Source organism: Kutzneria buriramensis (genome assembly GCF_003387475.1).
Classification (GTDB): domain Bacteria; phylum Actinomycetota; class Actinomycetes; order Mycobacteriales; family Pseudonocardiaceae; genus Kutzneria; species Kutzneria buriramensis.
In genome coordinates this window covers 124,272-148,923 of the sequence record NZ_QUNO01000002.1, presented here as the reverse complement: position 1 = coordinate 148,923, position 24,652 = coordinate 124,272, and the positions used below count along the sequence as shown (strand labels likewise).

At 70.2% G+C, this 24,652-nt stretch carries 20 protein-coding genes; 8 read left to right on the top strand and 12 right to left on the bottom strand.

Annotation, left to right across the window (positions count from 1 at the left end; all coding sequences use genetic code 11):
- Nucleotides 1-176 precede the first annotated feature (176 nt).
- Nucleotides 177-1,319: a sensor histidine kinase gene (locus BCF44_RS05605; RefSeq protein ID WP_246014860.1), complete on the bottom strand. Its 1,143-nt coding sequence runs from the start codon at nucleotides 1,317-1,319 to the stop codon at nucleotides 177-179.
- Nucleotides 1,320-1,448: 129 nt separating this feature from the next.
- On the opposite strand from BCF44_RS05605, the gene BCF44_RS05600 reads away from it, so the two are divergent.
- From BCF44_RS05600 to BCF44_RS05590, 3 genes are read left to right on the top strand one after another with little or no spacing between them, the layout of a single operon-like run.
- Nucleotides 1,449-3,137 (top strand): hypothetical protein, encoded by a 1,689-nt coding sequence (locus BCF44_RS05600; protein WP_211352901.1) that lies wholly within the window; start codon nucleotides 1,449-1,451, stop codon nucleotides 3,135-3,137.
- A 40-nt stretch (nucleotides 3,138-3,177) separates the two neighbouring features.
- Nucleotides 3,178-4,185 (top strand): hypothetical protein, encoded by a 1,008-nt coding sequence (locus BCF44_RS05595; protein ID WP_147328395.1) that lies wholly within the window; start codon nucleotides 3,178-3,180, stop codon nucleotides 4,183-4,185.
- Nucleotides 4,182-4,712, top strand: coding sequence for a hypothetical protein (locus BCF44_RS05590; RefSeq protein ID WP_116173034.1), 531 nt, complete (start codon nucleotides 4,182-4,184; stop codon nucleotides 4,710-4,712). Before BCF44_RS05595 ends, BCF44_RS05590 begins: the two co-directional genes overlap by 4 nt.
- Before the next feature lie 60 nt (nucleotides 4,713-4,772).
- Here BCF44_RS05590 and BCF44_RS05585 read toward each other — a convergent pair whose 3' ends face one another.
- The 4 genes from BCF44_RS05585 to BCF44_RS05570 are packed head-to-tail and all read right to left on the bottom strand — an operon-like array spanning nucleotide 4,773 to nucleotide 10,210.
- Complete coding sequence (locus BCF44_RS05585) at nucleotides 4,773-5,618, bottom strand: 2Fe-2S iron-sulfur cluster-binding protein (RefSeq protein ID WP_116173033.1); 846 nt, start codon at nucleotides 5,616-5,618, stop codon at nucleotides 4,773-4,775.
- Nucleotides 5,615-7,264, bottom strand: coding sequence for an NADH-ubiquinone oxidoreductase-F iron-sulfur binding region domain-containing protein (locus BCF44_RS05580; protein WP_116173032.1), 1,650 nt, complete (start codon nucleotides 7,262-7,264; stop codon nucleotides 5,615-5,617). Before BCF44_RS05580 ends, BCF44_RS05585 begins: the two co-directional genes overlap by 4 nt.
- The gene (locus BCF44_RS05575; RefSeq protein ID WP_116173554.1) at nucleotides 7,264-9,183 is read right to left on the bottom strand and encodes a molybdopterin oxidoreductase family protein; all 1,920 of its coding nucleotides are present in this window, start codon (nucleotides 9,181-9,183) and stop codon (nucleotides 7,264-7,266) included. The genes BCF44_RS05580 and BCF44_RS05575 overlap by 1 nt, the downstream gene beginning before the upstream one ends.
- A gap of 43 nt (nucleotides 9,184-9,226) precedes the next feature.
- Nucleotides 9,227-10,210: a 2-dehydropantoate 2-reductase gene (locus tag BCF44_RS05570; RefSeq protein WP_116173031.1), complete on the bottom strand. Its 984-nt coding sequence runs from the start codon at nucleotides 10,208-10,210 to the stop codon at nucleotides 9,227-9,229.
- 214 nt (nucleotides 10,211-10,424) lie between these two features.
- Between BCF44_RS05570 and BCF44_RS05565 the strand changes: the two genes are divergently transcribed.
- Entirely contained in the window at nucleotides 10,425-11,165 is a 741-nt protein-coding gene (locus BCF44_RS05565; RefSeq protein WP_116173030.1) for a GntR family transcriptional regulator, read from the top strand.
- On the opposite strand, the gene BCF44_RS05560 is transcribed toward BCF44_RS05565, so the two are convergent.
- The 4 genes from BCF44_RS05560 to BCF44_RS05545 form a co-directional block, all read right to left on the bottom strand.
- Nucleotides 11,162-12,544, bottom strand: coding sequence for an OFA family MFS transporter (locus tag BCF44_RS05560; RefSeq protein WP_116173029.1), 1,383 nt, complete (start codon nucleotides 12,542-12,544; stop codon nucleotides 11,162-11,164). The two genes, BCF44_RS05565 and BCF44_RS05560, sit on opposite strands and share 4 nt — an antisense overlap.
- Nucleotides 12,545-12,683: 139 nt before the next feature.
- A complete protein-coding gene (locus tag BCF44_RS05555; protein ID WP_116173028.1) occupies nucleotides 12,684-14,837 on the bottom strand; it encodes an acetate--CoA ligase family protein in 2,154 nt (717 codons plus the stop codon).
- 86 nt (nucleotides 14,838-14,923) lie between these two features.
- Nucleotides 14,924-16,153 carry a formyl-CoA transferase gene (frc, locus tag BCF44_RS05550; protein WP_116173027.1) on the bottom strand — a complete coding sequence of 410 codons (1,230 nt, stop codon included), beginning with the start codon at nucleotides 16,151-16,153 and terminating at the stop codon, nucleotides 14,924-14,926.
- Between the two features lie 13 nt (nucleotides 16,154-16,166).
- Complete coding sequence (locus BCF44_RS05545) at nucleotides 16,167-17,891, bottom strand: thiamine pyrophosphate-binding protein (protein ID WP_116173026.1); 1,725 nt, start codon at nucleotides 17,889-17,891, stop codon at nucleotides 16,167-16,169.
- A gap of 315 nt (nucleotides 17,892-18,206) precedes the next feature.
- Between BCF44_RS05545 and sucC the strand changes: the two genes are divergently transcribed.
- Nucleotides 18,207-19,337, top strand: coding sequence for an ADP-forming succinate--CoA ligase subunit beta (gene sucC, locus BCF44_RS05540; protein WP_116173025.1), 1,131 nt, complete (start codon nucleotides 18,207-18,209; stop codon nucleotides 19,335-19,337).
- A 1-nt stretch (nucleotide 19,338) separates the two neighbouring features.
- Nucleotides 19,339-20,217 carry a succinate--CoA ligase subunit alpha gene (sucD, locus tag BCF44_RS05535; protein ID WP_116173024.1) on the top strand — a complete coding sequence of 293 codons (879 nt, stop codon included), beginning with the start codon at nucleotides 19,339-19,341 and terminating at the stop codon, nucleotides 20,215-20,217.
- 57 nt (nucleotides 20,218-20,274) lie between these two features.
- Here the strand turns inward: sucD and BCF44_RS05530 are convergent, their stop codons facing one another.
- A complete protein-coding gene (locus BCF44_RS05530) occupies nucleotides 20,275-21,168 on the bottom strand; it encodes an FG-GAP repeat domain-containing protein (RefSeq protein WP_246014858.1) in 894 nt (297 codons plus the stop codon).
- Nucleotides 21,169-21,321: 153 nt separating this feature from the next.
- Between BCF44_RS05530 and BCF44_RS05525 the strand changes: the two genes are divergently transcribed.
- Nucleotides 21,322-22,038 (top strand): MerR family transcriptional regulator, encoded by a 717-nt coding sequence (locus tag BCF44_RS05525; RefSeq protein WP_116173022.1) that lies wholly within the window; start codon nucleotides 21,322-21,324, stop codon nucleotides 22,036-22,038.
- 236 nt (nucleotides 22,039-22,274) lie between these two features.
- On the top strand, nucleotides 22,275-22,718 hold the full coding sequence (locus BCF44_RS05520; RefSeq protein WP_116173021.1) for a hypothetical protein: 444 nt from the start codon (nucleotides 22,275-22,277) through the stop codon (nucleotides 22,716-22,718).
- On the opposite strand, the gene BCF44_RS05515 is transcribed toward BCF44_RS05520, so the two are convergent.
- On the bottom strand, nucleotides 22,683-23,564 hold the full coding sequence (locus BCF44_RS05515; protein WP_246014857.1) for a phytoene/squalene synthase family protein: 882 nt from the start codon (nucleotides 23,562-23,564) through the stop codon (nucleotides 22,683-22,685). The two genes, BCF44_RS05520 and BCF44_RS05515, sit on opposite strands and share 36 nt — an antisense overlap.
- On the bottom strand, nucleotides 23,561-24,652 hold the full coding sequence (locus BCF44_RS05510) for an MAB_1171c family putative transporter (RefSeq protein WP_116173019.1): 1,092 nt from the start codon (nucleotides 24,650-24,652) through the stop codon (nucleotides 23,561-23,563). The genes BCF44_RS05515 and BCF44_RS05510 overlap by 4 nt, the downstream gene beginning before the upstream one ends.

Sequence of the window (24,652 nt, the reverse complement as noted above, 5' to 3'; positions counted from 1 at the left end):
AATGGCGCCCTCGCAAGCTCGGTCACAGTCCCCCCTCGCTGGCGCCCGGCGGGTCTGCGACCCAGGCCTCTGTGCCCAATGGCGCCCTCGCAAGCTCGGTCACAGTCCCCCCTCGCTGGCGCCCGGCGCGTCTGCGACCCAGGCCTCTGTGCCCAATGGCGCCCTCGCAAGCTCGGTCACAGCGGGAACACCACCGACGTGCGCCAAGTGCGGCCGTCCGGCTCGGGTCCGCTGCTGGCCAGGCCCCGGAACAGCGTGGCGCGGTTGGCGATGCCCGTCAGGCCGCGGTGCGGGCCGTCGGCCAGCCGGGCGTCCGGACGCATCGGGTTACTGGCCGACAGCACCAGCGAGGTGTCGCCGTAGTCGAGGGTCACGGTGACGTCCGTGCCGTCGCCGTGCCGCAAGGCGTTGGTGAGCATCTCCTGCGCGATCCGGTACAGCGCGATGTCCAGGGATTCCGGCAGTTCGCGGGCGCGGCCCGTGGTGGTGAGCTCCGCCTGGAGGCCGGCCGCGCGGACGCCGTCGAACAGCTCGTCGATGTTGTCCAGGCCCGGCTGCCGCACGCCGTCAGCCCTGTTGCCGTGCAGGAGGTCCAGCAGGTGCCGGAGCTCGACCATGGCCGAGCGGGCGGCGCTCTCCACCGCCGTCACCGAGGCGCCGACCTTGGCGTTCTCCCCGCCGATGATCAGCCGCGCCGCGCCCGCGTGCACGTTGATCGCGCTGACGTGGTGCGCGATGACGTCGTGCAGGTCGCGGGCGATGGCGCCGCGCTCCTCGGCCACGGCCTTGGCCACCGCCTCGTGGGCGTCGCGGCGCTCCTGCTCGGCGCGCTGCTCCAGCTCGGTGAGGTAGGCGCGCCGGGTCGTCGTGTAGCGGCCGACCAGCCACGGCAGCAGCCCGAACTCGACCATCTGGATCGCCAGCAGCTGCCAGTTGACGACCCCGAAGACCAGCACGCGGGCCAGCCCGAGGCAGATCGTGGTGGCGATCATCGTGAGCCAGGCCGACCAGCCGCGCAGCCACGCGCCCGCCCGGTAGCCGGCGATCATCAGGCCGGCGGTGTTGCCCGCCGCGTACGGCGAGATCGTCACCACGCTCAGGATCCGGACCAGGCCGTGCGCCACGGAGACCAGCCCGGACAGCCGCGCGGGGCCGGCCAGCCACAGGTCCACGCCGATGATCGCGACCAGGGCCACGATCTGCGACGCGGTGCTCAGGGTGCAGCCCTCGTACAGCGCCAGGCACACGTCGACGATCACGCACAGGATGCTGACCAGCAGCGACTGCCGCACCAGCACGCCGCGCACGGTCACTCGCACCTGCCCTCCCCTGACTCCGGCACCGATCATGCGGCAGTCACCCCTGACGTCGAATCCCTCCCCAGGGGGACAATCATCCCCCGCGACCGTGGTTACCGGGGGCATTCGGAGTTCCTACGGTTGGCCACGATGAAAGCCACCGTCCTCGCCCTGCTGCTCGGGCTGCTGCTGGTCGCGCCGGCGTACGCGGACACCGCGTCAGCGGGCGGTGACGTACACGTGGCCCAGACGCTCGGTTCCCGCGAACTGACCGTGACGTTGCGCCGGGTCACCGGGGTACCCGGGCCGCTGCACGTGGACGTGCTCACCCATGCCGGTTCACCTGCGGGAACACTACGGCTGTCGGTCTCCGGTCCCGGCACTTCGGCTACCTCATCGGTGACGCTCGGTGCACGCCCGGGGTCGTACGGCGGGGACCTGCGGGTGGACGCCACGGGCCGGTGGGAGCTGGCCGTCGACGACGGGCAGCGGGTCGCGCGCATCCCGTTCGTGGTGTCGGCGCAGCCGATCAGCCCCCCGGAGCAGGCCGTCTACCTGGGCTTTCTGGTCGCCGGTGTGTGCGTGTTGGCGGCGATCGTCGTCGCCACGCGGTCGCGGCGGAGCTGGTGGGCGATGATCCCGGTCAGCGGGGCGGTCGCCGGGATCGCGGTGGCGATCACCGGGGCCGTGCTGTCGACGACCCTGCCGTTGCCGCCGCAGCCGGGGACGCAGGTGGACGCGGACTCGGCCAACACCAGCGATCAGTACAAGCTGTCGCAGCCCTTGGTCGGGGACTACTCCCGGCAGCCGGCGAACATGTCGCTGGCGCCGACTTCCGTTGCCACGCAACGCACCGTGGATGTCGCCTTGGCATTGACCGACGGCGCGACCGGGCGGCCGGTGGACGACCTGATAGCGCACGACAGCGCGTTGATCCATCTGATCGTCATCGGGCCGTCGGGGCAGATGTGGCACCTGCACCCGATCCGTGTCGCGCCAGGGGTTTTCTCGTTCCCGCTGACGTTGCCGGCCGCCGGGCACTATGCCGTTTCGGCCGAGCTGGCACGGATCGGCGGTGGCGTGCAGTTGGTCCGGTCGTCGACAGGGATCGACGCTGTCGGGGATTCTGTTGGTGGTACTGAGGTTCCGCCGTCGGATGTGCACGTGACCGTGCCGGATTTCACCGCCGGGCAGCCGGGGACGATCGTGGCGCACGTCGGTAGTGCAGCGGATCTCCAACCGTGGCTGGGAATGCTCGGTCACCTGATCGCCGTCGGGCCCCTCGGGGCGGGTGGGGCGCAGGCCGCGCCGGTGTGGGTGCATGCGCATTCGATGGGCGGCGACATGACGGGCATGGCGATGGCCGCCGGGTCGATGTCGGGGCTGATGCCCGTGAACGGGGACAGCGCGCCGGACGAAACCGTTGCCGCGTACGGACCCGATGTGGCCTTCACATACACCTTCCCGCTGCCCGGGGACTATCAGGCGTGGATCCAGGTGGAGCGAAGCTATCGTGTTGAGACGATCCCACTGACCGTGCACGTCGCTGCGGCGCCTGTGGTCGGGTCCGGCAAGCATGTGGTGACCGCGCGGCTGGTGGACACCGGGACCGTGGAGCTGGACGTGACGCCGTCGGCCGGGGCGACGGTGACCGTGCAGGCGGTGATGCCGACGACCGGTTACGCGTCCGGGGAGGTTCCCGCTGTGGCAACGGATCCCGGCAAGTTCCGGGTCACCGGCCTGCCGCTGATGATGCCGGGCCAGTGGGAGATCGTCACGACTGTCAAGGATTCGTCCGGAGTGGACGACCATGTGTCACCGGTGACGGTGACCGGATGAGGGGGCGGCAATGAGACCCGTTGCGGCGGGATTCGTGTTGGTGGGCACTGGGATATCGCTGATCGGCACCTCGTGGGACGTGCAGTGGCACATCGACGTGGGACCCGACACGTTCTTCACGCTGCCACACCTGTTCATCTACGCCGGCAGTGCCATCGCGGGCATCGCCAGCCTGGTCGCCGTGCTCGCCGTGACGGCCGCGCAGCGCCGCGGCGAGACGCCCGACCCCACCGACGGCGGTGTGCCGATCCGGGTGTTCGGCGGCCGCTTCACCGCGCCGCTGGGCTATCTCGTCACCGGCGTCGGCGCCGCGATGTTCCTGCTGTACGGTCTGATCGACCTGTGGTGGCACACGGTCTACGGCTTCGACGCCGTGCTGAACTCGCCGCCGCACGTCGCGCTGTTCACCACCGTCTCGATCACCATGATCGGCGCCGTGATCATCGCCGCGGCCTCGCGGGAGCAGCGGTGGGGCCGCATCGCGATGGCCATCAGCGTCCCGGTGCTGATGACGTTCTTCCCCATCACCGCCAACGCTTTCCAGGGCCTGCCGCTGCCGTTCAACCCGGTGGTGGTGGCCACGGCGTGGATCATCGTGCTGCTGCTGGTGGTCACCCGGGTGGCGATCGACCGGCCCGGCGCGGCGGCGCTGACCGCGGCGGTGTTGCTTGTCATGCAAGGGATCCTGTGGCTGTTCACGCCGTGGGCGGCGGAGACGTACGCCGGGGCGGTGGGGTTGCCGCTGCGGGACGGGCTCGGCGACGAGTCGCCGTACATTCCCGCCGGCATCCCGCTGGCCGGACTGCTGGCGGCGGCGGTGATCGAGCTGCTGATCAAGCGCGGGCCGGTGATCGCCGTCGGCATCGCCGGCCTCATCCTCGGTGTCACCTTCCAGCTGCAACAGTCGTGGCTGCATTTCGCCGGGCCGTCCACGCTTTCGGTGCTGGTCGCGACGGCCATAGCCGGCGGGCTGTTCGGCATGCTGGGCGGCTATCTCGGCGCACGGTTCGGTGTCATCCTGCGCGTTCGGGAGAAGGTGGCGGCATGATCCGGCGTTTGCTGGTTGTGTTGGCGGTGCTGGGATTGTCCATCGGCACCGCGGCGCCCGCGATGGCGTACGAGCCCGTCGACATCGTGCACACCGAGCGGGTGCAGGTCGGACCTTACGGCGTCACCGTCGGGTTCTCCACGTGGCCGGTGCGGGCGATGCAGTCGTTGGACTTCACCTTCATACCGGACGGGGGTATCGAGGACAAATCCGGCACCTTGGTTCGGACCCTCCCGTCCGGGGCCCATTACCACCCCGCGCCGCTGGCGCGGCACCCGCGCAAGCGGGACGTGTGGGGCCTGGACGTGTTCGCCCTGCAGACCGAGGGCGACTGGAAGTTCACCTTCGCCATCGACGGGCCGCAGGGGCACGGCGAGGGGACCGCGCCGGTCAGCGTCCTGAGCCAGCCCGGTCCGCCGCTCGCGTTGAGCTGGGTCGTGTGCGCCATCCCGTTCTTCGCGCTGGTGGCGTTTCTGGTGATCGCTTGGCGGCGCGGTCGGAAAGTGAGCGCGGTGGCGGTCGCGTAGGGGTTGTTCCAGGGGGTGGGCTGGCGGTAGTCGCGGTTGTCGGCGGCTACCGCCAGCCGCTCAGGTGTTCTGGACGTGTTGCCAGCCGAAGCGGCCCTTGATGCAGAGGTTGCCGTGGGTCACGGTGCTGTCGTGGGGAGAGGTGACCTTGACGATCTCGTTGTCCTGCACGTGAAGCGTGAGGTTGCAGCCGACGCCGCAGAACGTGCAGACGGTGGTGGTGGCGGTCTGGGCGGACTCGTCCCAGGTGCCGTCGGCGCGTTTGTCGAACTCGCGACGGAAGCTGAGGGCGCCGGTCGGGCAGACCTCGATGCAGTTGCCGCAGTAGACGCAGGCGCTGTCGGGCAACGGGGCGGAGAACTCGGTGGAGATGTGGGCGTCGAACCCGCGACCGGCTACGGCGATGGCGAAGGAGTTCTGCCACTGGTCGCCGCAGGCGTCGACGCACTTGTAGCAGAGGATGCACTTCGAGTAGTCGCGGACGTAGAGCGGGTTGTCGACGAGAGCGGGTTGGGAAACGGTGGCGGCGTCGGGGCCGAAGCGGGAGGGGTCGGCGCCGACCTCGGCCATCCACTCGGACACCCGGGGTGTGGTGGAGAGATCGGTGGCGGAGCCGAGGAGTTCCAACACCATGCGCCGGCTGTGGCGGGTGCGTTCGGTGTCGGTTCGCACGACCATGCCGGGCTCGACCTTGCGGGAGCAGGACGGCACCAAGGTGCGGGAGCCTTCCACCTCGACCATGCACACTCGGCAGGCGTTGGCGGGTTCCAGGGTGTCGCCATAGCACAAGGTGGGAATGTCCTTGCAGGCGCTGAGAATGGTGGCACCCTCGGGCACAGTGATCTGCTCACCGTCCACAGTGAACTCGATGAGCCGGCGAGGAAGACCGATGTCGACGATTGTCACAGGCGCACCCCGAGACGGTCGATGGCGGATTCGATGGCGTTCCAGGCGGTCTGGCCCAGGCCGCAGATGGACGAGTCACGCATGACGCGGCCGATGTCCCGAAGCAGCACGAGGTCTTGGGAATCGCCGGTGCGACGGACGATCCGGTGCAGGGCCTCTTCCTGGCGAACGGTGCCGATACGGCACGGCACGCACTGGCCGCAGGACTCGTCGCGGAAGAACTCGGCGATGCGTAAGAGGAAGCCGCCGACATCCACAGTGCCGTCGAGGACCAGGACGACACCGGAGCCCAGGGTCGTGCCGGCGGATCGGGCGTCCTCCATGGTCAGCGGCAGGTCGATCTCGTCGGGACGCAGGAAACCGCCGGCCGCGCCGCCGAGCAGCACGGCCCGCAGGTCGGGGACGCCACCGGCGAGGTCCAGGAGCTCCCGCAGGGTGGCGCCGAAAGGGACCTCGTAGACGCCGGGGTGGCCGATGGTGCCGGACACGCAGAAAAGCTTGGAGCCGGTGGACTGGGACGTTCCGATCCGTTGGAACGCCTGGCAACCTTCGGTGAGGATGAGCAGCACGTTGGCCAGGGTCTCGACGTTGTTGACGACGGTCGGCCAGCCGAACAGGCCCTTCTCCACGGGGAAAGGCGGCTTGCTGCGGGGCTCGCCGCGGAAGCCCTCGATGGAGTTGAAGATCGCGGTTTCCTCGCCGCAGATGTACGCGCCGGCGCCGCGCCGGATCTCGATGTCGAACTCGAAACCCGCCTGCCCCATGATGTCCCGGCCCAGGAAGCCTCGCTCCCGCGCGACCTCTATGGCGTTCGACAACAGCGAGAACGCCTTCGGGTACTCGCCGCGGATGTACAGGTAGCCGCGAGTGCAGCCGGTGGCGTACGCGGCGACGGTCATGGACTCGACGACGGCGAACGGGTCGCCCTCCATCAGCACGCGATCCTTGAACGTGCCGGGCTCGCTCTCGTCGGCGTTGCACACCAGGTAGTGCGGCCGTTCCGGCTGTCCGGCGGTCGCGGCCCACTTCCGGCCGGTCGGGAACGCGGCCCCGCCACGGCCCATCAGCTTGGCGTCGGTGACCTCCCGGATCACGCCCTGCGGCCCCAGAGCCAACGCGTTGCGCAGGGCCGAGTACCCGCCGGCGGCGCGGTAGTCGTCCAGGCTGCGCGGATCCACGACGCCGACCCGCCGCAGCAGCCGCAGGCCGGGATCTCCCCGCTGCGGCAACGGAATCTCCGGCATCAGGTACTCCGACCCGACACCGGCCTCGACTGCCAACGCCGCCGGCGCGCGTTCGCAGACCCCCAGACACGGACTGCGAACCACGAACTCGCTCTGCGCGTCGACCAACGCTTCCGCACCGTTCACCTTGCACGCCAGATCGACGCAGACGTGCACCACCTTGCGGGGGCGCTCCTCCATCGAGAACAGGGAGTAGAACGTCGCCACGCCGTAGGCCTCGGCCGGCGGCACGTCGAGCCGGCGGCAGATGTGGTTCAACGCGCCCTCGCTGATCCAGCCGACGGCGTCGTTGGCCGCGTGCAGCGCCGGCAACAGCTGGTCGCGGCCGTCACCGGTCAAGGCCGCGTCGATCGCCGCCTGCTCCACAGTGGACGGAGCGGCCGCCAGGAACCGGAGATCCATCAGCGCACCGCCGGGAGCTTGTCGACGCGAATCGCGGCCGCCTTGTACTCGGCGGTGCCGGCGACGGGATCCGTTGCCTCGATGGTGATCTGGTTGACGTCGACCTCGTCCGGGAAGTGGAAGGTCATGAACGCCAGCCCGGGCCGCAGCCCCTCGTCGATCCGCACCGGCGCGACGACGGCCCCGCGCCGCGACGAGACCTGCACCAGCTCGTCCTCGACGACGCCGAGGTCCAGGGCGTCCTCCGGGCACAGGTCCAGCGTCTCGCCGCGGCGCAGCGGGGACGAGAAGCCGCCCGACTGCACGCCCGTGTTGTACGAGTCCAGCCGCCGCCCGGTGGTCAGCCGCAGCGGGAACTCCGCGCTGAGCTCGTCCACGGGCGGACTGTGCCGCAGCACCGAGAACGGCGCCGGCCGACCCCGGCGAACGGGATCGGCCTCCCACAACCGGGCGTGCAGGTACGTCGGCTCCAGGCTTTCCTCACTGGGACAGGGCCACTGGATGCCCCCGAGGTCGGCCAGCCGCGCGTAGCTCATCCCCCGGTGCATGGGGGACAGCGCCCGCATCTCGTCCCAGACCTGCTCCGCGCTGTCGTAGCGCCAGTCGTGACCCAGTCGCCGCGCCAGCTCGCAGAGCAGTTCGATGTCGTCGCGGGCGCCATCGGGCGGCGCGACCGCCTTGCGCACCCGCTGCACGCGGCGCTCGCTGTTGGTGAAGGTGCCGTCGGTCTCGCACCAGGCCGCGGTCGCCGGCAGCACGACGTGCGCCAGCTGGGCGGTCTTGGTGAGGAAGATGTCCTGCACCACAACATGGTCCAGATTGGACATGCGCTTGATGGTGTGCTCGCAGTCGGCCTCGGACTGCGCGGGGTTCTCGCCGATGACGTACACGGTGGTCATGTCGCCGCGTTCCATCGCCTCCAGCATCTGGGTCAGGTTCCAGCCCTTGTACGGCGGGATCTGCGAACCCCAGGCGGCGTCGAAGGCCGCCCGCGCCTCGGGGTCCTCCACGTCCTGGAAGCCGGGCAGCCGGTCGGGGATCGCGCCCATGTCGCCGCCGCCCTGCACGTTGTTCTGCCCGCGCAACGGGTTCAGCCCGGCCCCGTACCGCCCGACCTGGCCGGTCAGCAGCGAGAGGTTGATCAGCGACAGCACGTTGTCGGTGCCGTTGTGGTGCTCGGTGATTCCGAGCGTCCAGGACATCTGGGCCCGGTCCGCCCGCGCGTAGGCGTGCGCCAGTTCGCGGATCAGGTCGGCCGGCACGCCGGTGACCTGCTCGGCGACCGGCAGCGTCCACTCCTCCACCGAAGCGGCGTACTCCTCGAAGCCCTCGGTGCCGCGCTCGATGAACGACCGGTTGGCCAGGCCCGAGTGGATGATCTCGCGCGCGATCGCGTTGGCGAGCGGGATGTCGGTGCCGACCGTGAGCCGCAGCCACCGGTGCGCCCACTTCGCCGTGCTGGTCTGCCGGGGATCCACCACGTACAGCCGGGCGCCCCGGTGCACGGCCTTGAGCACGTGCTGGAAGAAGATCGGATGCGCCTCACGGGCGTTGGAGCCCCACAGCACGATCAGGTCGGCGTCCTCGATCTCCTGGTACGAGGACGTGCCGCCGCCGCTGCCGAACACCTTGGCCAGGCCCGCGACGCTGGGGGCATGGCAGGTGCGGTTGCAGGAGTCGACGTTGTTGGTGCCGATCACGGCGCGGGCGAACTTCTGCGCCACGTAGTTCATCTCGTTGGTGGCCCGCGCGCAGGAGAACATGCCGAACGCGTTCGGCCCGCCGGCCTCGACGTTGCGCCGGAAGCCCTCGGCCGCCCGGTCCAGCGCCTCGTCCCAGCTCGCCGGGCGCAGCACGCCCGAGTCGCGGACCAGCGGCTGGGTGAGCCGCACGTAGGGTTCACGCTTGCGCCGGCCCATCATGCCTCCCACTGCTCGAACCATCGTGCAGACTGTATGCGATCTACGATATTCGACGGGCGCGGTTCAGGGCAAGCAGATCCACCGCGGCGTAGACATTGCGCAGCGTGGGCGCGGCGACGCCGGTCAGCGACGCGAGTTCCACCACCGCGCCGATGATCGCGTCCGTCTCCAGGGCCTTGCCGGCCTCGAGGTCCTGGAGCATCGACGTCTTGTGGTGCCCGACCCGGCGGGCCCCGTCGATGCGCTTCTCGATGGACACCGACGGCTGCGCGCCGGCCGCCCGCGCGATCGCGACGGTCTCGGCCATCATCGCCGCGACGACCGCCCGGGTGTCGTCGTGTTCGCAGATCTCGGCCATGGTGGCGCCGGTCAGCGCGCTCAGCGGGTTGAACGCCACGTTGCCCATGAGCTTGATCCAGATGTCGTCCCGCAGCCGCGGTTCGACCGGACACTTGAGACCGCCGGCCACCATCGCCGCCGCGAGGTCCTGGCAGCGCGCGGAGATCGAGCCGTCCGGCTCGCCGATGGAGAACCGGGTGCCCTCCAGGTGCCGGATCACGCCCGGCTCCTCGATCTCGGTCGAGCAGTAGACGACGCATCCGATGGCGCGCCGCACCTCCAGCACCTCGCTGACCGCGCCGCCCGGGTCGACCGCCTCGATCCGCCTACCCTGCAAGGGATGTCCGGCCAGGCCGTGGAAGTACCACCACGGAATCCCGTTCTGCGCGGCCACGATCGCGGTGTCCGGGCCGAGCAGCGGGGCCAGCAGCTTGCCGCAGGACGCGTACGAGTTGGCCTTGAGCCCCAGGAACACGAAGTCGGCCTCGCCGACCTCGCCCGGATCGTCGGTGGCCGGCGGCCGCGCGGTGAAGTCGCCGCGCGGGCTGAGCACCCGCACGCCGTCACGGCGCAGCGCCGCCAGATGCGCGCCGCGGGCGATGAGATGGACGTCGACCCCGGCCCTGTGCAGGGCCGCTCCCACGTAGGCGCCGATGGCCCCGGCGCCGAGAACAGCGACCTTCATACCCACCTCCAAAGATTGGATACAGTATGCGATGTGCCGCCTGGCGGCGGTAGACCCGCGCGAGTGTTACGTCCGGTAGCTTGTCGATTGCCCTGAGTGCACGATTTGCGGTAGCCTGACCACGGAAGGTGACACGGCCCACGTCTCAGTGTCTTTTGCATACGAAAGTCTGTATCCTTTAAGCACCGACAGTCCTGTGTGGAGGAGGCCCCTCGTGAGCGAGCCCGCGACACCCTTCCCCGGCGGCGCGGTCAACCGGCGCCGGGCGAACCGCGGCACGCTCGGCGGCGCGGCCGACCGCAAGGTGGAGCGCCCCGCCCCGCTGCGGCAGGCCGTCTACGAGGCCCTCATCGAGCTGATCGTCAACCGCACCCTGCAGCCCGGCCAGCACCTGGTGGAGATCGAGCTGGCCGAGTACCTCGGCGTCAGCCGGCAGCCGGTTCGCGAGGCCCTGCAACGACTTCAGACCGAGGGCTGGGTGGATCTACGCCCGGCCCAGGGCGCGTTCGTGCACACGCCGACCGAGGAGGAGGCGGACCAGCTGCTCAGCGTGCGCAGCGTGCTGGAGACGCACTCCGCCAAGCTGGCCGCCGAACACGCCACCCCCGAAGAGGTGGAGATGCTGCGGGACCTCCAGGGCCTGGGGGTGGCCGCCCTGAAGGCGCGCGACGTGGACCGGTTGGTCTCCGCCAACGCCGACCTGCACTCCTTCATCACCACGCTGTCCCGCAATGACGTGCTGGCCGAGCTGATCGGGCTGGTGGACCGCCGGGTCCGCTGGTACTACACGCCGATCGCCGGCCCCCGGGGCGAGGACGCCTGGGCCGAGCACGAGCAGTTGATCGATGCCATCGCCGCCGGCGACGCCGCGGAGGCCAGCCGGATCATGACCGTCCACACGGAACGAACCCGACTGGCCTACCACGAGCAGCGTCAAGCTCGAGCGAGCAGCTAGGCGGTGGTCGGGGCGCCGAAGCCCGAGGCCGCGGCCGACACCGTGGTCTTGGTCTTCGGACGTCCTGGTTGGTGCAGGAACAAGGTGAGGCCGGCGGCGACCAGCGCGATGCAGCCCGCCAGCACGTACGCGCCGGTGTAACCCCAGGCGGTGACCACCATGGCGCCGAGCCCGCCCCCGCCGACACCGCCGACGAGCTTGGCGCTGTACACCAGGCCGTAGTTGGTGGCGTTGTGGTTCTCGCCGAAGTAGTCCGGCACCAGGGCGGCGAACAGCGGGTAGAACGCGCCGCCGCCGAAGCCGACCAGGAAGGCGAACACCATGAACAGCACGATGTTCTCCGTGTTGCCCGAGTAGACCAGGCCGAACTGCGCGACGCCGGCGATCAGCAGCACCACGGTGAGCGTCTGCCGCCGTCCGATGTGGTCGGAGAGCCACCCGACCAGCGCCCGCCCGGTGCCGTTGACGATGGACAGGATGCCGGCCGAGGACGCCGCCACGAACGGCCCGAAGTGGCTGGCGGTGGCGAACTGCACCTGGAAGTTGATGCCGAACAGCGACACGCCGCCGATGATCACCAGCGTGATCCACATCAGCGGCAGCATGCCGGTGCGAACGGCCTCCCCCGGCGTGAACTGCCTGACCGCGGGCGGATTCTTGGCCAGGCTCTTGTTGGCCTTGGTGTTGCGGACCCATTCCTTGGGGTCGATGTGCTCGGGCCACCAGTTCTTCGGCGGGTCCCGGAACAGCAGGCCGCAGCCGGCGACCACGATCAGCATGTACAGGCCGATCACCGACAGGATGGTGGACGTGCTGCCGGGCGTGAGCACGGCGCTGAAGATGTAGATGAACGGCACCGCGCCGTAGGCGAAGCCGCCGTTGACGAATCCCGTGCGGGCGCCCCGCTTCTCGGGATACCACTTGCCGACCATGTTGATGCACGTGGCGTAGACGAGGCCGGCGCCGATGCCACCGCACACCGAGTACCCCGCGAACGCCAGCCCGAGGCTGCCACTGTAGGCGATGGTGAGGTAGCCGATGCCCGACAGCGCCGCGCCCGCCAACATCGCCGTCCGTGCGGAAACCACGTTCCGTTCCCGTAACCGCCCGGCCGGGAATGCCACCGCCGCCTGGAAGACCGCCCATACGGTCGCCAACCAGAACACGTCGGTCAGCGACCAGCCGTACCTCTGCTCCAGCGTCTTGACGACGGCGCCCCAGCCGTATTCGTAGACGCTCACCGCGATCATCGCGACCCAAGGCAACCAGACCATCCAGGCTCGCGAGCGCCCCATGACGTCCCTGGGACTCTCGCCGATCCGGTAGACCCTGCCGTTGTCGTCAGTCAACTCCCTGTAACTGGTGGAACTTGTGGTCATCAGAGCCTCTTTCGCGTGCGTGCGAGCCCCAGTTCCCCTGTGTGTCCCTCCGAAGGCGTCTCATCGGTCACGAATGGCACGGCTAGGTCTGGACCGGCATCTTGCCTCCAATCCGGCTGAAAGTCATGCCCGGAAGCAATCAGCCCTGTACGAGGCCGGCGGCGCGGGCCCAGCGGTATTTCGCGCCGAGCACCGCCACCGGCTTCTCCGTGGTGTACGGGTAGGCGACGATCCCGTGCCGGTACAGGAACTCGGCCGCCTGCTCGACCTCGACGTCGCCCGACAGCGACGCCACGACCGGCTTGTGGATGCCGTGTTCCCGGTACTGCTCGACCACGTCCACGACGAGTTCGGCGAAGACCATGGGCGGCGTGACGATGGTGTGCCAGTAGCCCAGGATCAGCGCGTGCACCCGCTCGTCGGCCAGGCCCAGCGCGATGGTGTTGCGGTACGTGGACGGCGGCTCGCCGCCCGTGATGTCGACCGGGTTGCCGGCCGCGCCGAATGGCGGGATGTATTCCCGGAAGGCCCTGTCCAGGTCGTCCGGAATGGACATCAGCGTGAGGCCGTTGTCCACGCAGGCGTCCGACAGCAGCACCCCGGAGCCGCCGGCGCCGGTGATGATCACGACGTTCTCGCCCCGCGGCGTGGGCAGCAGCGGCACGCCCCGCGCGTACTCCAGCATGTCGTTCAGGCCGGGGGCGCGGATCACGCCGCTCTGCCGCAGGATGTCGTCGTAGACCTTGTCATTGCCGGCCAGCGCGCCGGTGTGCGAGCTGGCCGCCTTCGCACCCTGCGCGGTGCGGCCGGCCTTGAGCACCACCACCGGCTTGGACTTCGAGACCCGCTTGGCCGTCTCCGCGAAGGACCGGCCGTCCTTGAGGTCCTCCAGGTGCATGGCGATCAGCTTGGTGTGCTCGTCGTGCTCGAAGAACGTCAGCAGGTCGTCCTCGTCGATGTCGGCCTTGTTGCCGACGCCGACGATCGCCGACACGCCCATCCGCGCGGAGCGGCTGAAGCCGAGGATGGCCATGCCGATGCCGCCGCTCTGCGAGGAGAGCGCGACGCCGCCCTGCACGTCGTAGGGCGTGCAGAAGGTCGCGGACAGGTGCTCGGGCGTGTAGTAGTAGCCGTAGATGTTCGGCCCGAGGATGCGCACGTCGTGCTCCCGGGCGATCCGCACGACCTCGTCCTGGAGTTCGTGGTTGCCGGTCTCGCCGAAGCCGGACGGGATCAGGATCGCGCCGGCGACGCCCTTCTCTCCCGCCTCCTTCAGGGCCTGTGGCACGAACTTGGCCGGGATGGCGAAGACCGCCACGTCCACGTCGCCGGGCACGTCGGCGATGCTGGCGAAGGCCTTGCGCTCCAGTATCTCCGCGGCCTTGGGGTTGATCGGGTGGATCTCACCCCGGTAGCCGCCGTTGACCAGGTTCTTCATCACCGAGTTGCCGATCTTGCCGTCCTCGGCGGACGCCCCGATCACCGCCACCGCGGCCGGCCGCATGATGCGGTTCATCGCGGCCAGGATCTCCTGCTGGGAGAATCGGTGCGGCTCGGCGGCCGCGTCCGTGTCGACCAGCACCCGCACGTCCACCGCGGTCGCGCCGGTCGGCGTGGCCAGCACCGGGTTGAGGTCCACTTCGGACAGTTGCGGGAAGTCCGTGACCAGGTCGGAGACACGGGTGATCAGGTCGGCGATGGCGTTGCGGTCGGCGGGTTCCGCGCCGCGCACGCCGCGCAGGATCTCCGCCGCCGCGATGCCGTCGATCATGGACAGCGCCTGCTCGCGGTCGGTCGGCGCCAGCCGGAACGTGACGTCCTTGAGCACCTCGACGAGCACGCCGCCAAGGCCGAAGGCCACGATCTTGCCGAAGGTGGCGTCGGTGGTGGCGCCGACGATGACCTCCTGCGCGCCAGAATTCTTGTCAGTCGGCAGCATCTGCTGCACCTGCACGCCGACGATGGCGGCGCTCGGGTTGTAGATCCTGGCGTTGGCGATGATCGTGCGGTAGCCGTGCGCGACCTGGGCCGCGTCCTTCATGCCCACCAGCACGCCGCCGGCCTCGGTCTTGTGCAGGATGTCCGGCGAGACGATCTTCAGCACGACGGGGAAACCCATGCGCTCGGCCAGTTCCACCGCCTCCTCCGAGGAGGCGGCCACCCCCTCGTCGGGCGTGGTGATGCCGTACGCGTCGCAGACGGTCTTGCCCTCGGGCGCGGTCAGCGAGTCGCGGCCGTCCGCCGCGACCTGCGCCAGCACCCGCTGCACCGCCTCGCGGTCATAGTTGCTCACTGCGGCACCTCGCTAGCGCTCGGTGTCCGCGTTCGCGGACGCTCGGCGTTGAATGATTCGCTCGCAAGCTCGCTCATGCCCGCCCCTCAGATCACGCCGGCGGCGCGCAGCCGCTGCAGCTCGGTCGGGTCGTAACCCAGCTCGCCGAGCACCTCGGCGTTGTGCTCGCCCAGCAGCGGCGAGCGGGTGATCTCCACCGGCGAGTCGGAGAGCTTGAGCGGGCAGCCGACCGTCTTGTACGCGCCGCGGTCCGGGTGCTGGACCTCCACCACGGAGCCCAGTTCGGCCAGCGTCTCGTCCTCGATCAGCTCCTTGGTCGACAGGATCGGCCCGCACGGCACGTTCGCCGCGTTCAGCTGCTCCATGACGTCCCATTTGGACAGCCCGCTGGTCCAGTCCTCGATCATCGCGAACACCTTGTCTAGCTTGGACAGTCGCGCCTCCGGCGTGGCCCACTGCGGGTCGTCGGCCAGCTCCGGCTTGCCGATCAGCTCGGCGATGGGCCGCCAGCCGGGCGGTTGGATGATCACGTAGATGTAGTCGTTGGGGCCACCCGGCGCGCAGCGCACCGCCCAGCCCGGCTGGCCGCCGCCGGAAGCGTTGCCGGAGCGGGGAACCTCGTCGCCGAAGCTCTCGTTCGGGTACTCCCCCAGCGGCCCGCGCGCGAGGCGCTGCTGGTCGCGCAGCTTCACCCGGCACAGGTTGAGCACCGCGTCCTGCATGGCCACCTGCACCCGCTGGCCGCGACCGGTGTTGGTGCGCTGGTAGAGCGCCGCCAGGATCGCCGCCACCAGGTGGATGCCGGTGCCGGAATCGCCGATCTGCGCGCCGGTCGCGGTGGGCGGGCCCTCCTCGAAGCCGGTGGTGCTCATCGAGCCGCCCATCGCCTGCGCGATCACCTCGTACGCCTTGAAGTCCGCGTACCGGCCGGGGCCGAACCCCTTGATGGAGGCGTAGACCAGGCGCGGGTTCAGCTCCGAGAGCCGCTCCCAGGTGAAGCCGAACCGGTCGATCACGCCCGGCCCGAAGTTCTCCACCAGAACGTCCACACCGGACACCAGCCGGCCGAAGATCTTCGCGCCCTCCTCGCTCTTCATGTTGAGCGTGATGCTGCGCTTGTTGGCGTTGAGCATGGTGAAGTAGAGGCTGTCCACGTCCGGGATGTCCCGCAGCTGGCCGCGGGTGATGTCGCCGCGCCCCGGCGTCTCCAACTTGATCACGTCCGCGCCCAGCCAGGCCAGCAGCTGGGTGGAGGACGGACCGGACTGCACGTGTGTCATGTCGAGGACGCGCACGCCCTCCAGCGCCTTGCCCATCACGGCCTCCAGCTCACTTGTACATGGTCTGGTTCATGGTTCCGGGGGCGTACGCGTCCGGGTCGACCCAGACGTTGATCAACGACGGCAGCCCGGACTCACGGGCCCGCAGCAGCGCCGGGCCGATGTCGGCCGGGTCGCGGACCTCCTCGCCGTGACCGCCGAGCATCTTGGCGAACTGGTCGTAGTGCACGTCGCCGAGCGTGTTGCCGACGCGTTCCCTGGCCAGGCCGTACTTCTGGGCCTGGCCGTAGCGGATCTGGTTCATCGACGAGTTGTTGCCGACGATGCCCACGAACGGCAGGTTGTAGCGGACCAGCGTCTCGAAGTCCCAGCCGGTCAGCGAGAACGCACCGTCGCCGAACAGCGCCACGACTTCCTTGTCCGGGCGGGCATGCTTGGCCGCCAGCACGAAGGGAATCCCGACGCCGAGCGTGCCCAGCGGGCCCGGGTCCATCCAGTGGCCCGGCGACTTGGGCTGCACCACCTGGCCGGAGAAGGTGACGATGTCGCCGCCGTCGCCGATGTAGATGGAGTCCTCGGTGAGGAACTGGTTGATCTCGTGCACCAGCCGGTACGGGTGGATCGGGCTGGCGTCGGAATGCAGCTGCGGCAACCGCTTCTGGCGCGCCTGCTCCTCGACCTTGTGCAGCTCCTCCAGCCACGGCTTGCGGCCGGTGGCCCCGTTGTCGACCCGGCCGGACGCGGCGGCCGTGACGGCGGACAGGATCAGGCCGGCGTCGCCGACGATGCCCAGGTCGATGTCCCGGTTCTTGCCGACCGTGCGGTAGTCGAGATCGATCTGCACGACCGTGGCCTTCGCGGAAAGCCTTCGCCCGTAACCCATCCGGAAGTCGAAGGGCGTGCCGACGATGACGATCACGTCCGCGTTGTCGAAGGCGTAGCGGCGGGAGAGCTGGAGGTGGTGCGGGTCGCCCGGGGGCAGCGTGCCGCGGCCGGCGCCGTTCATGAACGCCGGGATGTTCAGGGTGCGCACCAGCTCGATCGCCGAGTCGGTGGCGCGGGTCGTCCAGACCTGGCTGCCGAGCAGGATCGCCGGCTTTGTGGCGTGCGCCAACAGGTCCGCGAGCCGCTCGACGGCCTGCGGGTCGCCGGCCTGCCGGGTAGAGGCGCGGTAGCGCCCGGCCTGGGGCACGCGGGCCTTGTCCATCGGCACCTTGTTGTCGAGCACATCACGCGGGATCTCCAGGAACGACGGCCCGGGCGCGCCGTTGAAGGCCTCGCGGAACGCCATCGACACCATGTCGGCCGTGCGGGCGGTGTCCGGCACGGTGGCCGCGAACTTGGTGATCGGGGCCATCATGTCGACGTGCGGGAGGTCCTGCAGCGAGCCCATCTTGTGCTGGGTCAGGGCTCCCTGGCCGCCGATCAGCAGCATCGGGCTCTCCGCGCGGAAGGCGTTGGCCACGCCGGTGACCGCGTCGGTGGTGCCCGGGCCGGCGGTGACCACCGCGCAGCCGGGTTTGCCGGTGACGCGGGCGTAGCCGTCGGCCGCGTGCGCGGCGACCTGCTCGTGGCGGACGTCGATGACCTCGATGCCCTCGTCGACGCAGCCGTCGTAGATGTCGATGATGTGCCCGCCGCACAGGGTGAAGATGGTGTCGACGCCCTCGGCCTTGAGTGCCTTGGCGACCAGGTGGCCACCGGAGATCAGCTGCGGCGCGGGCGCGGATCCGTTCGCCGTCTGGGCCTCTACCACAGGTTCTGTTCCCACCATGCTGGTCAACTCCTCGCCGGCTCCGCTGCACTGTAGATTGCATACGATATGGAGTAGGCATATGCTTACGCCTGTTCCGGCCCGGTGTCCAGAGCAAGGCGAGAAGATTTCGCGACCGTGGCGCCCAGAAGGAAAGAGGGTCGCCGGCGAGCGAGCCGGAGGCAGTCCGGGCCGGCGGAGGTCGGATTCGGCAGACGTCCGAACCGGCAACGGACCCGTCCGGTCGCAGTCCGGATGGCGGAAGGATCCCCGACCGGACGGACCCGCACCCGCGGCCGGCCCCCGCCCGCGGAGAGTTCAGAGGAGGGCCGCACCTTGGATCTGTTCGAACACGAGGCGAGGGACCTGTTCGCCCGCCACGGCATCCCCGTCCCACCCGGCGAGGTGGCCACGACGCCGGCCGGCGCGTACGCGGCGGCGGTGGCGATCGGCGGGCCGGTCGTGGTGAAGGCGCAGGTCAAGACCGGCGGCCGGGGCAAGGCCGGCGGGGTGAAGCTGGCCGGCACGCCCGCCGAGGCGCGGGCCGCCGCGGAGGCGATCCTCGGCATGGACATCAAGGGGCACACCGTGCACAAGGTGCTGGTGACGGCCGCCTCCGCGATCGCCGACGAGTACTACTTCTCCTTCCTGCTGGACCGGGCCAACCGGACGTGGCTGGCGATGGCGTCGGCCGAGGGTGGCACGGACATCGAGGAGGTGGCGGCCACCCGACCGGAAGCCCTGGTGCGGCAACCGGTCCTGACGTTCGACCTGGCCACGGCGAAGGACATCGCCGTGGCGGCGGGGCTGCCGGAGTCGGCGGCGGACGTGCTGGTCCGGCTGTGGGAGGTGTTCGTACGGGAGGACTGCACGCTGGTCGAGGTGAACCCGTTGGTGCGCACCGAGTCCGGCGAGATCGTCGCGCTGGACGGCAAGATCACCCTGGACGACAGCGCGGCGTTCCGGCACGCGGAGCGGCCGGTGGACACCGCCGCCGGCGACCCGCTGGAGCGGGCGGCGCACGCCAAGGGCCTGAACTACGTGAAGCTGACCGGCGATGTCGGCGTCATCGGCAACGGCGCCGGGCTTGTTATGTCCACTTTGGACGTCGTGGCGCAGGCCGGCGGGGTCGGGCCGGCGAACTTCCTGGACATCGGCGGCGGCGCCTCGGCGCAGGTGATGGCCGACGGGCTGGAGATCATCCTCGGCGACGCGGACGTGAAGTCGGTGTTCGTGAACGTGTTCGGCGGCATCACCGCCTGCGACGCGGTGGCCGACGGCATCCTCCAGGCTCTGGGCATGCTCGGCGACCGGGCGACCAAGCCGCTGGTGGTGCGGCTGGACGGCAACAACGTCAAGCGGGGCCGGGAGATCCTGGTCGAGGCCGGGCATCCGCTGGTGACCATGGTGGAGACGATGGACGACGCGGCGCGCACCGCCGCCCGACTCGCGGCGCGGGGAGCGTGACATGGCGATCTTCATCGACGAGGGCAGCCGGGTGGTCGTGCAGGGCATGACCGGATCCGAGGGCAGCAAGCACACCGCCCGGATGCTGCGAGCCGGCACGACCATCGTCGGCGGCGTGAACGCACGCAAGGCCGGGCAGCGCGTGGACTTCGACGGCACGTCGCTGCCGGTGTTCGGCACCGTCGCCGAGGCGATGGCCGAGACCGGCGCGACCGTGTCCGTCCTGTTCGTGCCGCCGGCCTTCTGCAAGGCGGCCGTGATCGAGGCGGTGGATGCCGGGATCGGGCTCGCGGTCGTGATCACCGAGGGCGTCCCCGTGCACGACACCGCCGCGTTCTGGGCGCACTCCGTCGGTTCCGCGACCCGGATCATCGGGCCGAACTGCCCCGGCGTGATCAGCCCCGGCAAGTGCAACGCCGGCATCATCCCCGCCGACATCACCAAGCCGGGCCGGGTCGGCGTGGTCTCGAAGTCCGGCACGCTGACGTACCAGCTGATGCACGAGCTGCGGGACTTCGGCTGCTCCACCGCCGTCGGCATCGGCGGGGATCCCATCGTCGGCACCACGCACATCGATGCCCTGCAAGCGTTCCAGGACGATCCCGAGACCGAGCTCGTCGTCCTGATCGGCGAGATCGGCGGCGACGCCGAGGAACGCGCCGCCGCCTACGTCCAGCGGCACGTCACCAAGCCCGTCGTCGGCTACGTCGCCGGCTTCACCGCGCCCGAGGGCAAGACCATGGGGCACGCCGGCGCGATCGTGTCCGGCTCGTCCGGCACCGCCGAGGCCAAGAAGAAGGCTCTCGAGGCCGCCGGCATCGCCGTCGGCCGCACTCCCGGCGAAACCGCCCTGCTGGCCAGGGAACTGCTCACCGGATGATCGACGCCGAGCGGCGATCCGGTGTCCCTCCCCGGATCGCCGCTCGGAACGCAGGTGTCACACCGGGATGTCGCCCAGCGTGCCCCACTGCCGGGTGGCGACGTTCAACACGTACCAGGTGCCGTCCGACGGCCGCCAAACGGCGAAGTCGTTGCGGCGGTCACCGGTGAAATCGCCCGAAACCGGGATGTCCCCGGCGATGCCCCACTGCCGCACACCACCACCGAGCCGGTACCAGTTGCCCTCGCTCGGCCGCCACACCGTGAAGTCCGCCTTGCCGTCGCCGTCGAAGTCGCCGACCACCGGCACATCGCCGGCGGTCCCCCACTGCGCGAGCAGGCTCTTCTGCCCCGTGGTGCTCGCGATGTCCCACCAGGTGCCGTCGCCGGGCCGCCACACCGCCAGGTCGGCCTTGCCGTCGCCGTCGTAGTCCGCGACCACGGGGACGTCGCCGGACTTGCCCCACTGAGCGTTGTAGGGGACGTGCGTCCGGCTGGGAATCACCCACCACGTGCCGTCGGTGGGCCGGAACAGCACCAGGTCCGCCTTGCCGTCGCCGTCGACGTCGGCCGGGTCCGGAATGTCGCCGGGGATGCCCCACTGCTGGACGATCTGCTGGCCGGTGCTGCTGAGGACGATGTACCAGTTGCCGTCGCTCGGCCGCCAGACGGCGAGGTCGGTCCGGCCGTCGCCGTCGTAGTCGGCGGGTACGGGAACGTCGCCCGACTGACCCCACTGCCGGGTGCTGGTCTGCCCCGTGCGGCTGGAGACGATGTCCCAGGTGCCGTCGCCGGGCCGCCAGATCGCGAAATCCGCCTTGCCGTCGCCGTCGAAGTCGCCGGCGACCTTCTGCGCCGACGGCTCGGTCTGCGCCGGCGCGGCGTGCGCCACCAGCGGCAGCGCGGTCAGCACCGTCAGGCCGATCAGGGCCGAGCCGAGTCGGGTGGTCATGCGCATGTGCTGTGCCTCCCCAGGGTTCGTTGCCGACCCACCGTGACAGCGGGTCGACACGGGGCGGCAGAGGCGGTTCTCCCGGCCGGACCGGGAGCATTTCCCGGCTCGACGGCTTGACCTTGTCACGGCGTCAAGGTTTTAACTGGAGGCATGCGTATCGGGGAGCTCGCCGGGCTGGCGGGGGTGTCGACGCGGACCGTGCGGCACTACCACCGGATCGGGCTGCTGCCGGAGCCGCGGCGGCGGGAGAACGGCTACCGCAGCTACGAACTGCGGGATCTGGTGCTGCTGCTGCGGGCCCGGCGGCTGGTGGAGCTCGGGCTGTCGCTGGAGGAGGTCGCGGACGCGCTGTCCGACGACCGGGGCCGGGACCTCGTGGAGATCATCCGGGAGATCGACGCCGACCTGGCGGCGCAGCAGCAGCGGATCGCCGAGCAGCGCTCGGCCATCGCCACCCTGCTCGCCGCCGACGGCGATCTCCGCTCACCCGACCTCGTGGCCGTGCTGGACACGCTGGCCGACCACCCCGCCGCGGACCGGGAGGGCATGGCCGCCGAGCTCCTCGAGTCGCTGATCGGCAACCTCGACCTGTACCGCTCCGTGCTCGCCGATCCCGTTCTGACGCAACGGATGCTCGCCGTCTACGCCGAGTTCGAGGCGCTGGTCGACATCTCCCCCAACGATCCCGCCGTCGACGAGCTGGCCGCCCGCGTCCGGGACTTCGGGCCGGCGGTCCTCGCGATGATGCCGCCGGACGTGCCGTCCATCGACACCGACCCCGAGACGCTGCTCTCCGCCGTCAGCGCCGGCATGTCCGCCGCCCAGACCCGTTGCCTGCGCCTGATGTTGTCGCACTGGCAGCAGTAAAGGGGTGTCAAGGTCGGGTCGCACCTCTCCCCTGGGTTCCCCCCACGCGCCCGCCCCTCGTCAGGCGCGTACGTGTCCCATCCGACTCAACCAAGACACCCCTCACGCGATGGCCACCGGCAAGACCAGTTGACCGCCGCCGGCTCAGTCTATGGCACCGGCAGGCCCTGTCAACTAGTCTTGGGCCGGTCGACGCCTGCGCGTGGACATCAGTTGAGCTGGGATGGGGTACGGGGATGCTGAGCTTCCAGGACAAGCTCAACGCCGCGTTCGACGCCGTGCGGCCGAAGGGCCCGGAGGGACCGGAGTACCGGAACACCGAGGTGGCGGCGGCGCTGGGCGAGCTCGGCGTGAAGGTGACGGCCTCCTACATCGGCATGCTGCGCGGCGGCGAGCGCGACAACCCGACGGTGAACGTCGTGCAGGGTCTGGCGACGTTCTTCGACCTGGACCCGGTGTACTTCCTGACCCCGACGACGCCGCAGGCGGCGGAGAAGGTGGCCGGCATCCACCGCGACCTGATGCAGCTGGCGGAGTGGCGCGACAAGGGCGTGCTGGCCTTCGCGCTGCGGGCGATGCTGCTCGAACAGGACAGCGGCCAGCTGGCGGAGGCGGCGAAGGTCCTGCTCGAGCAGGTGATGGAGCTACGACGGACCGATCGGGAGCCGGGCCAGCCATGACCGGACCAGCGCCGGCCCGGCGACGGCGAGTTGCCGAGGCGTGCTCACGCTGACCCGCCGCGTCAGCACGTCGTAGTCGGCACGCTCGATGGCGTCGAGGATCCCGCCGTAGAGGTCCATGCCGGCCAGCGCGGTCGGCCGGCCGCCCCGGTGCAGCAGCGGAACGCCGGCGCGAGCCTGCCGGTAGATCTCCCGGGTCCGGGTGATCTCGGATTTGATCAGCTCGCGGAACTCGGGCCCCTGCCGTATCTCCGTCACGCCGAATCGGCGCAGCTCCTCGGCCGGCAGGTACACCCGCCCGCGCCGGAGGTCGTCGCCGACATCGCGCAGGATGTTGGTGAGCTGGAAGGCGATTCCCATCTGCCGCATCGCCTCGGCCGCCTCGTCGGTGCGCGCGCCGAGCACGGGCGCCAGCTGTAGGCCGAGCGTGCCCGCGGAACCGTGCATGTAGGCCTCGAGGTCGGCGTAGGTCTCGTACGAGGTGACGGTCAGGTCGGACGCCATCGCGTCCAGGAACTCCTCGACCAGGTGCACGGGAATGTCCCAGGTCCGCATGGTGTGCAGCAGCGCCCGGCCGATCTCGTCGTCGGTGTCGCCGGCTTTCAGGTCGGCGAGAATCCCCTCCCGCCACGGGGAGAAGCCGGCGGTGTCGGCGCCGTCGACCATCTCGTCGGCGTACCGGCAGAAGCCGTAGATCGCCTGCGCGTACGGCCGACGAGCCGGCGGCAGCAGCAGCGCCGCCAGGTAGAACGACTTGTCGTGCTCGGCCAGCAACTGCTTGCACCGCAGGTAACACTGCCGGAGGCGCGGGTCACGGATGCCGGCGGCATCGAGCTCATCAGTCACGATTGTCCTTGGTATGCAATCAACACTTCATCGAGTGGACGGGACCTCGCCGCCCGGGCGATCTCCAGCCACCAGTGGATGTCGCCGGCGAGATCGGGACCGTCGAGCCCGGTCGCGCCGGACATGGTGGGGTGCAGGGCGAGCAGCCCGTCCCACAGCTCGATCACCCGCCGGTAGACGAGCGCGTGCTGCCGCCGCGGGCGCAGCCGCAGCCGGTCGTGCCACACGGTTCGGGGCGGGTCGATGGTCGCGACGCCGCTGCTCAGCCGAAGCCACAACGGATAGAGCCGGCGACGGTGCCGGTAGTGCCGAGCGGCGCGGAGCAGCCCCTCGACGCGAGGTCCCCACGCCGGCGCGGTGACGCCGGCGAACGCGGGCAGCAGGCTCGACGCGACCAGGGCGCCGTCGACGTCCAACTCCGGCCACGGCGGCACGATCCCCACGGCCTCGGCGATCTGGTACCCGATCACGTGCGCGCAGAAGACGAGCCCGAACACGCACCCGACGGTGTGCACGCGCAGGCCCCGCCGCAGCCACGGCAGATCGGCCTTGGCCGCCATGCGCCACGACACGGAGGTGAAACTCGCGATGGTGTAAGCGAAATAGCTCACGATGAGCACGTAGGTCAGCGCCGCCACCGGATGCACCGGGCCGGGCGTGACCAGCCGGCCGGCGGCACCGCTGGCGAAGTCCACGTCACGGGGCCGGGTCGAGAACAGGATCAGCCCGGTGGCCAGCGTCGACACGCCCAGCAGCGCGGATCGCCGCACCAGCCACGCGATCCGGGTCCGCCGCACAGGATCCGTCCGGTCAGAGGTTGTCTGCCAGAAGAACGTCTGCGTGAAGAAGCCACCGGCGCAGGCGATCACGTGCAGCAGCGGCCAGGACAGCGCCCAGCCGGCCCATCGGTCCACGGCCATCGCGATGGAGTCGATCTCCAGCGGCACCGCCATGCACCAGCAGGCGAAGCCCAGCGCCAGCACGTGCCCGGGCCGGCGGTCCACCGTGACCAGCACGAGCATGCGCAGCCGGGTCATCATCGCCGCGGCGGCCACCACGACGGTGACCATCAGCACGGTGGTCAGCAC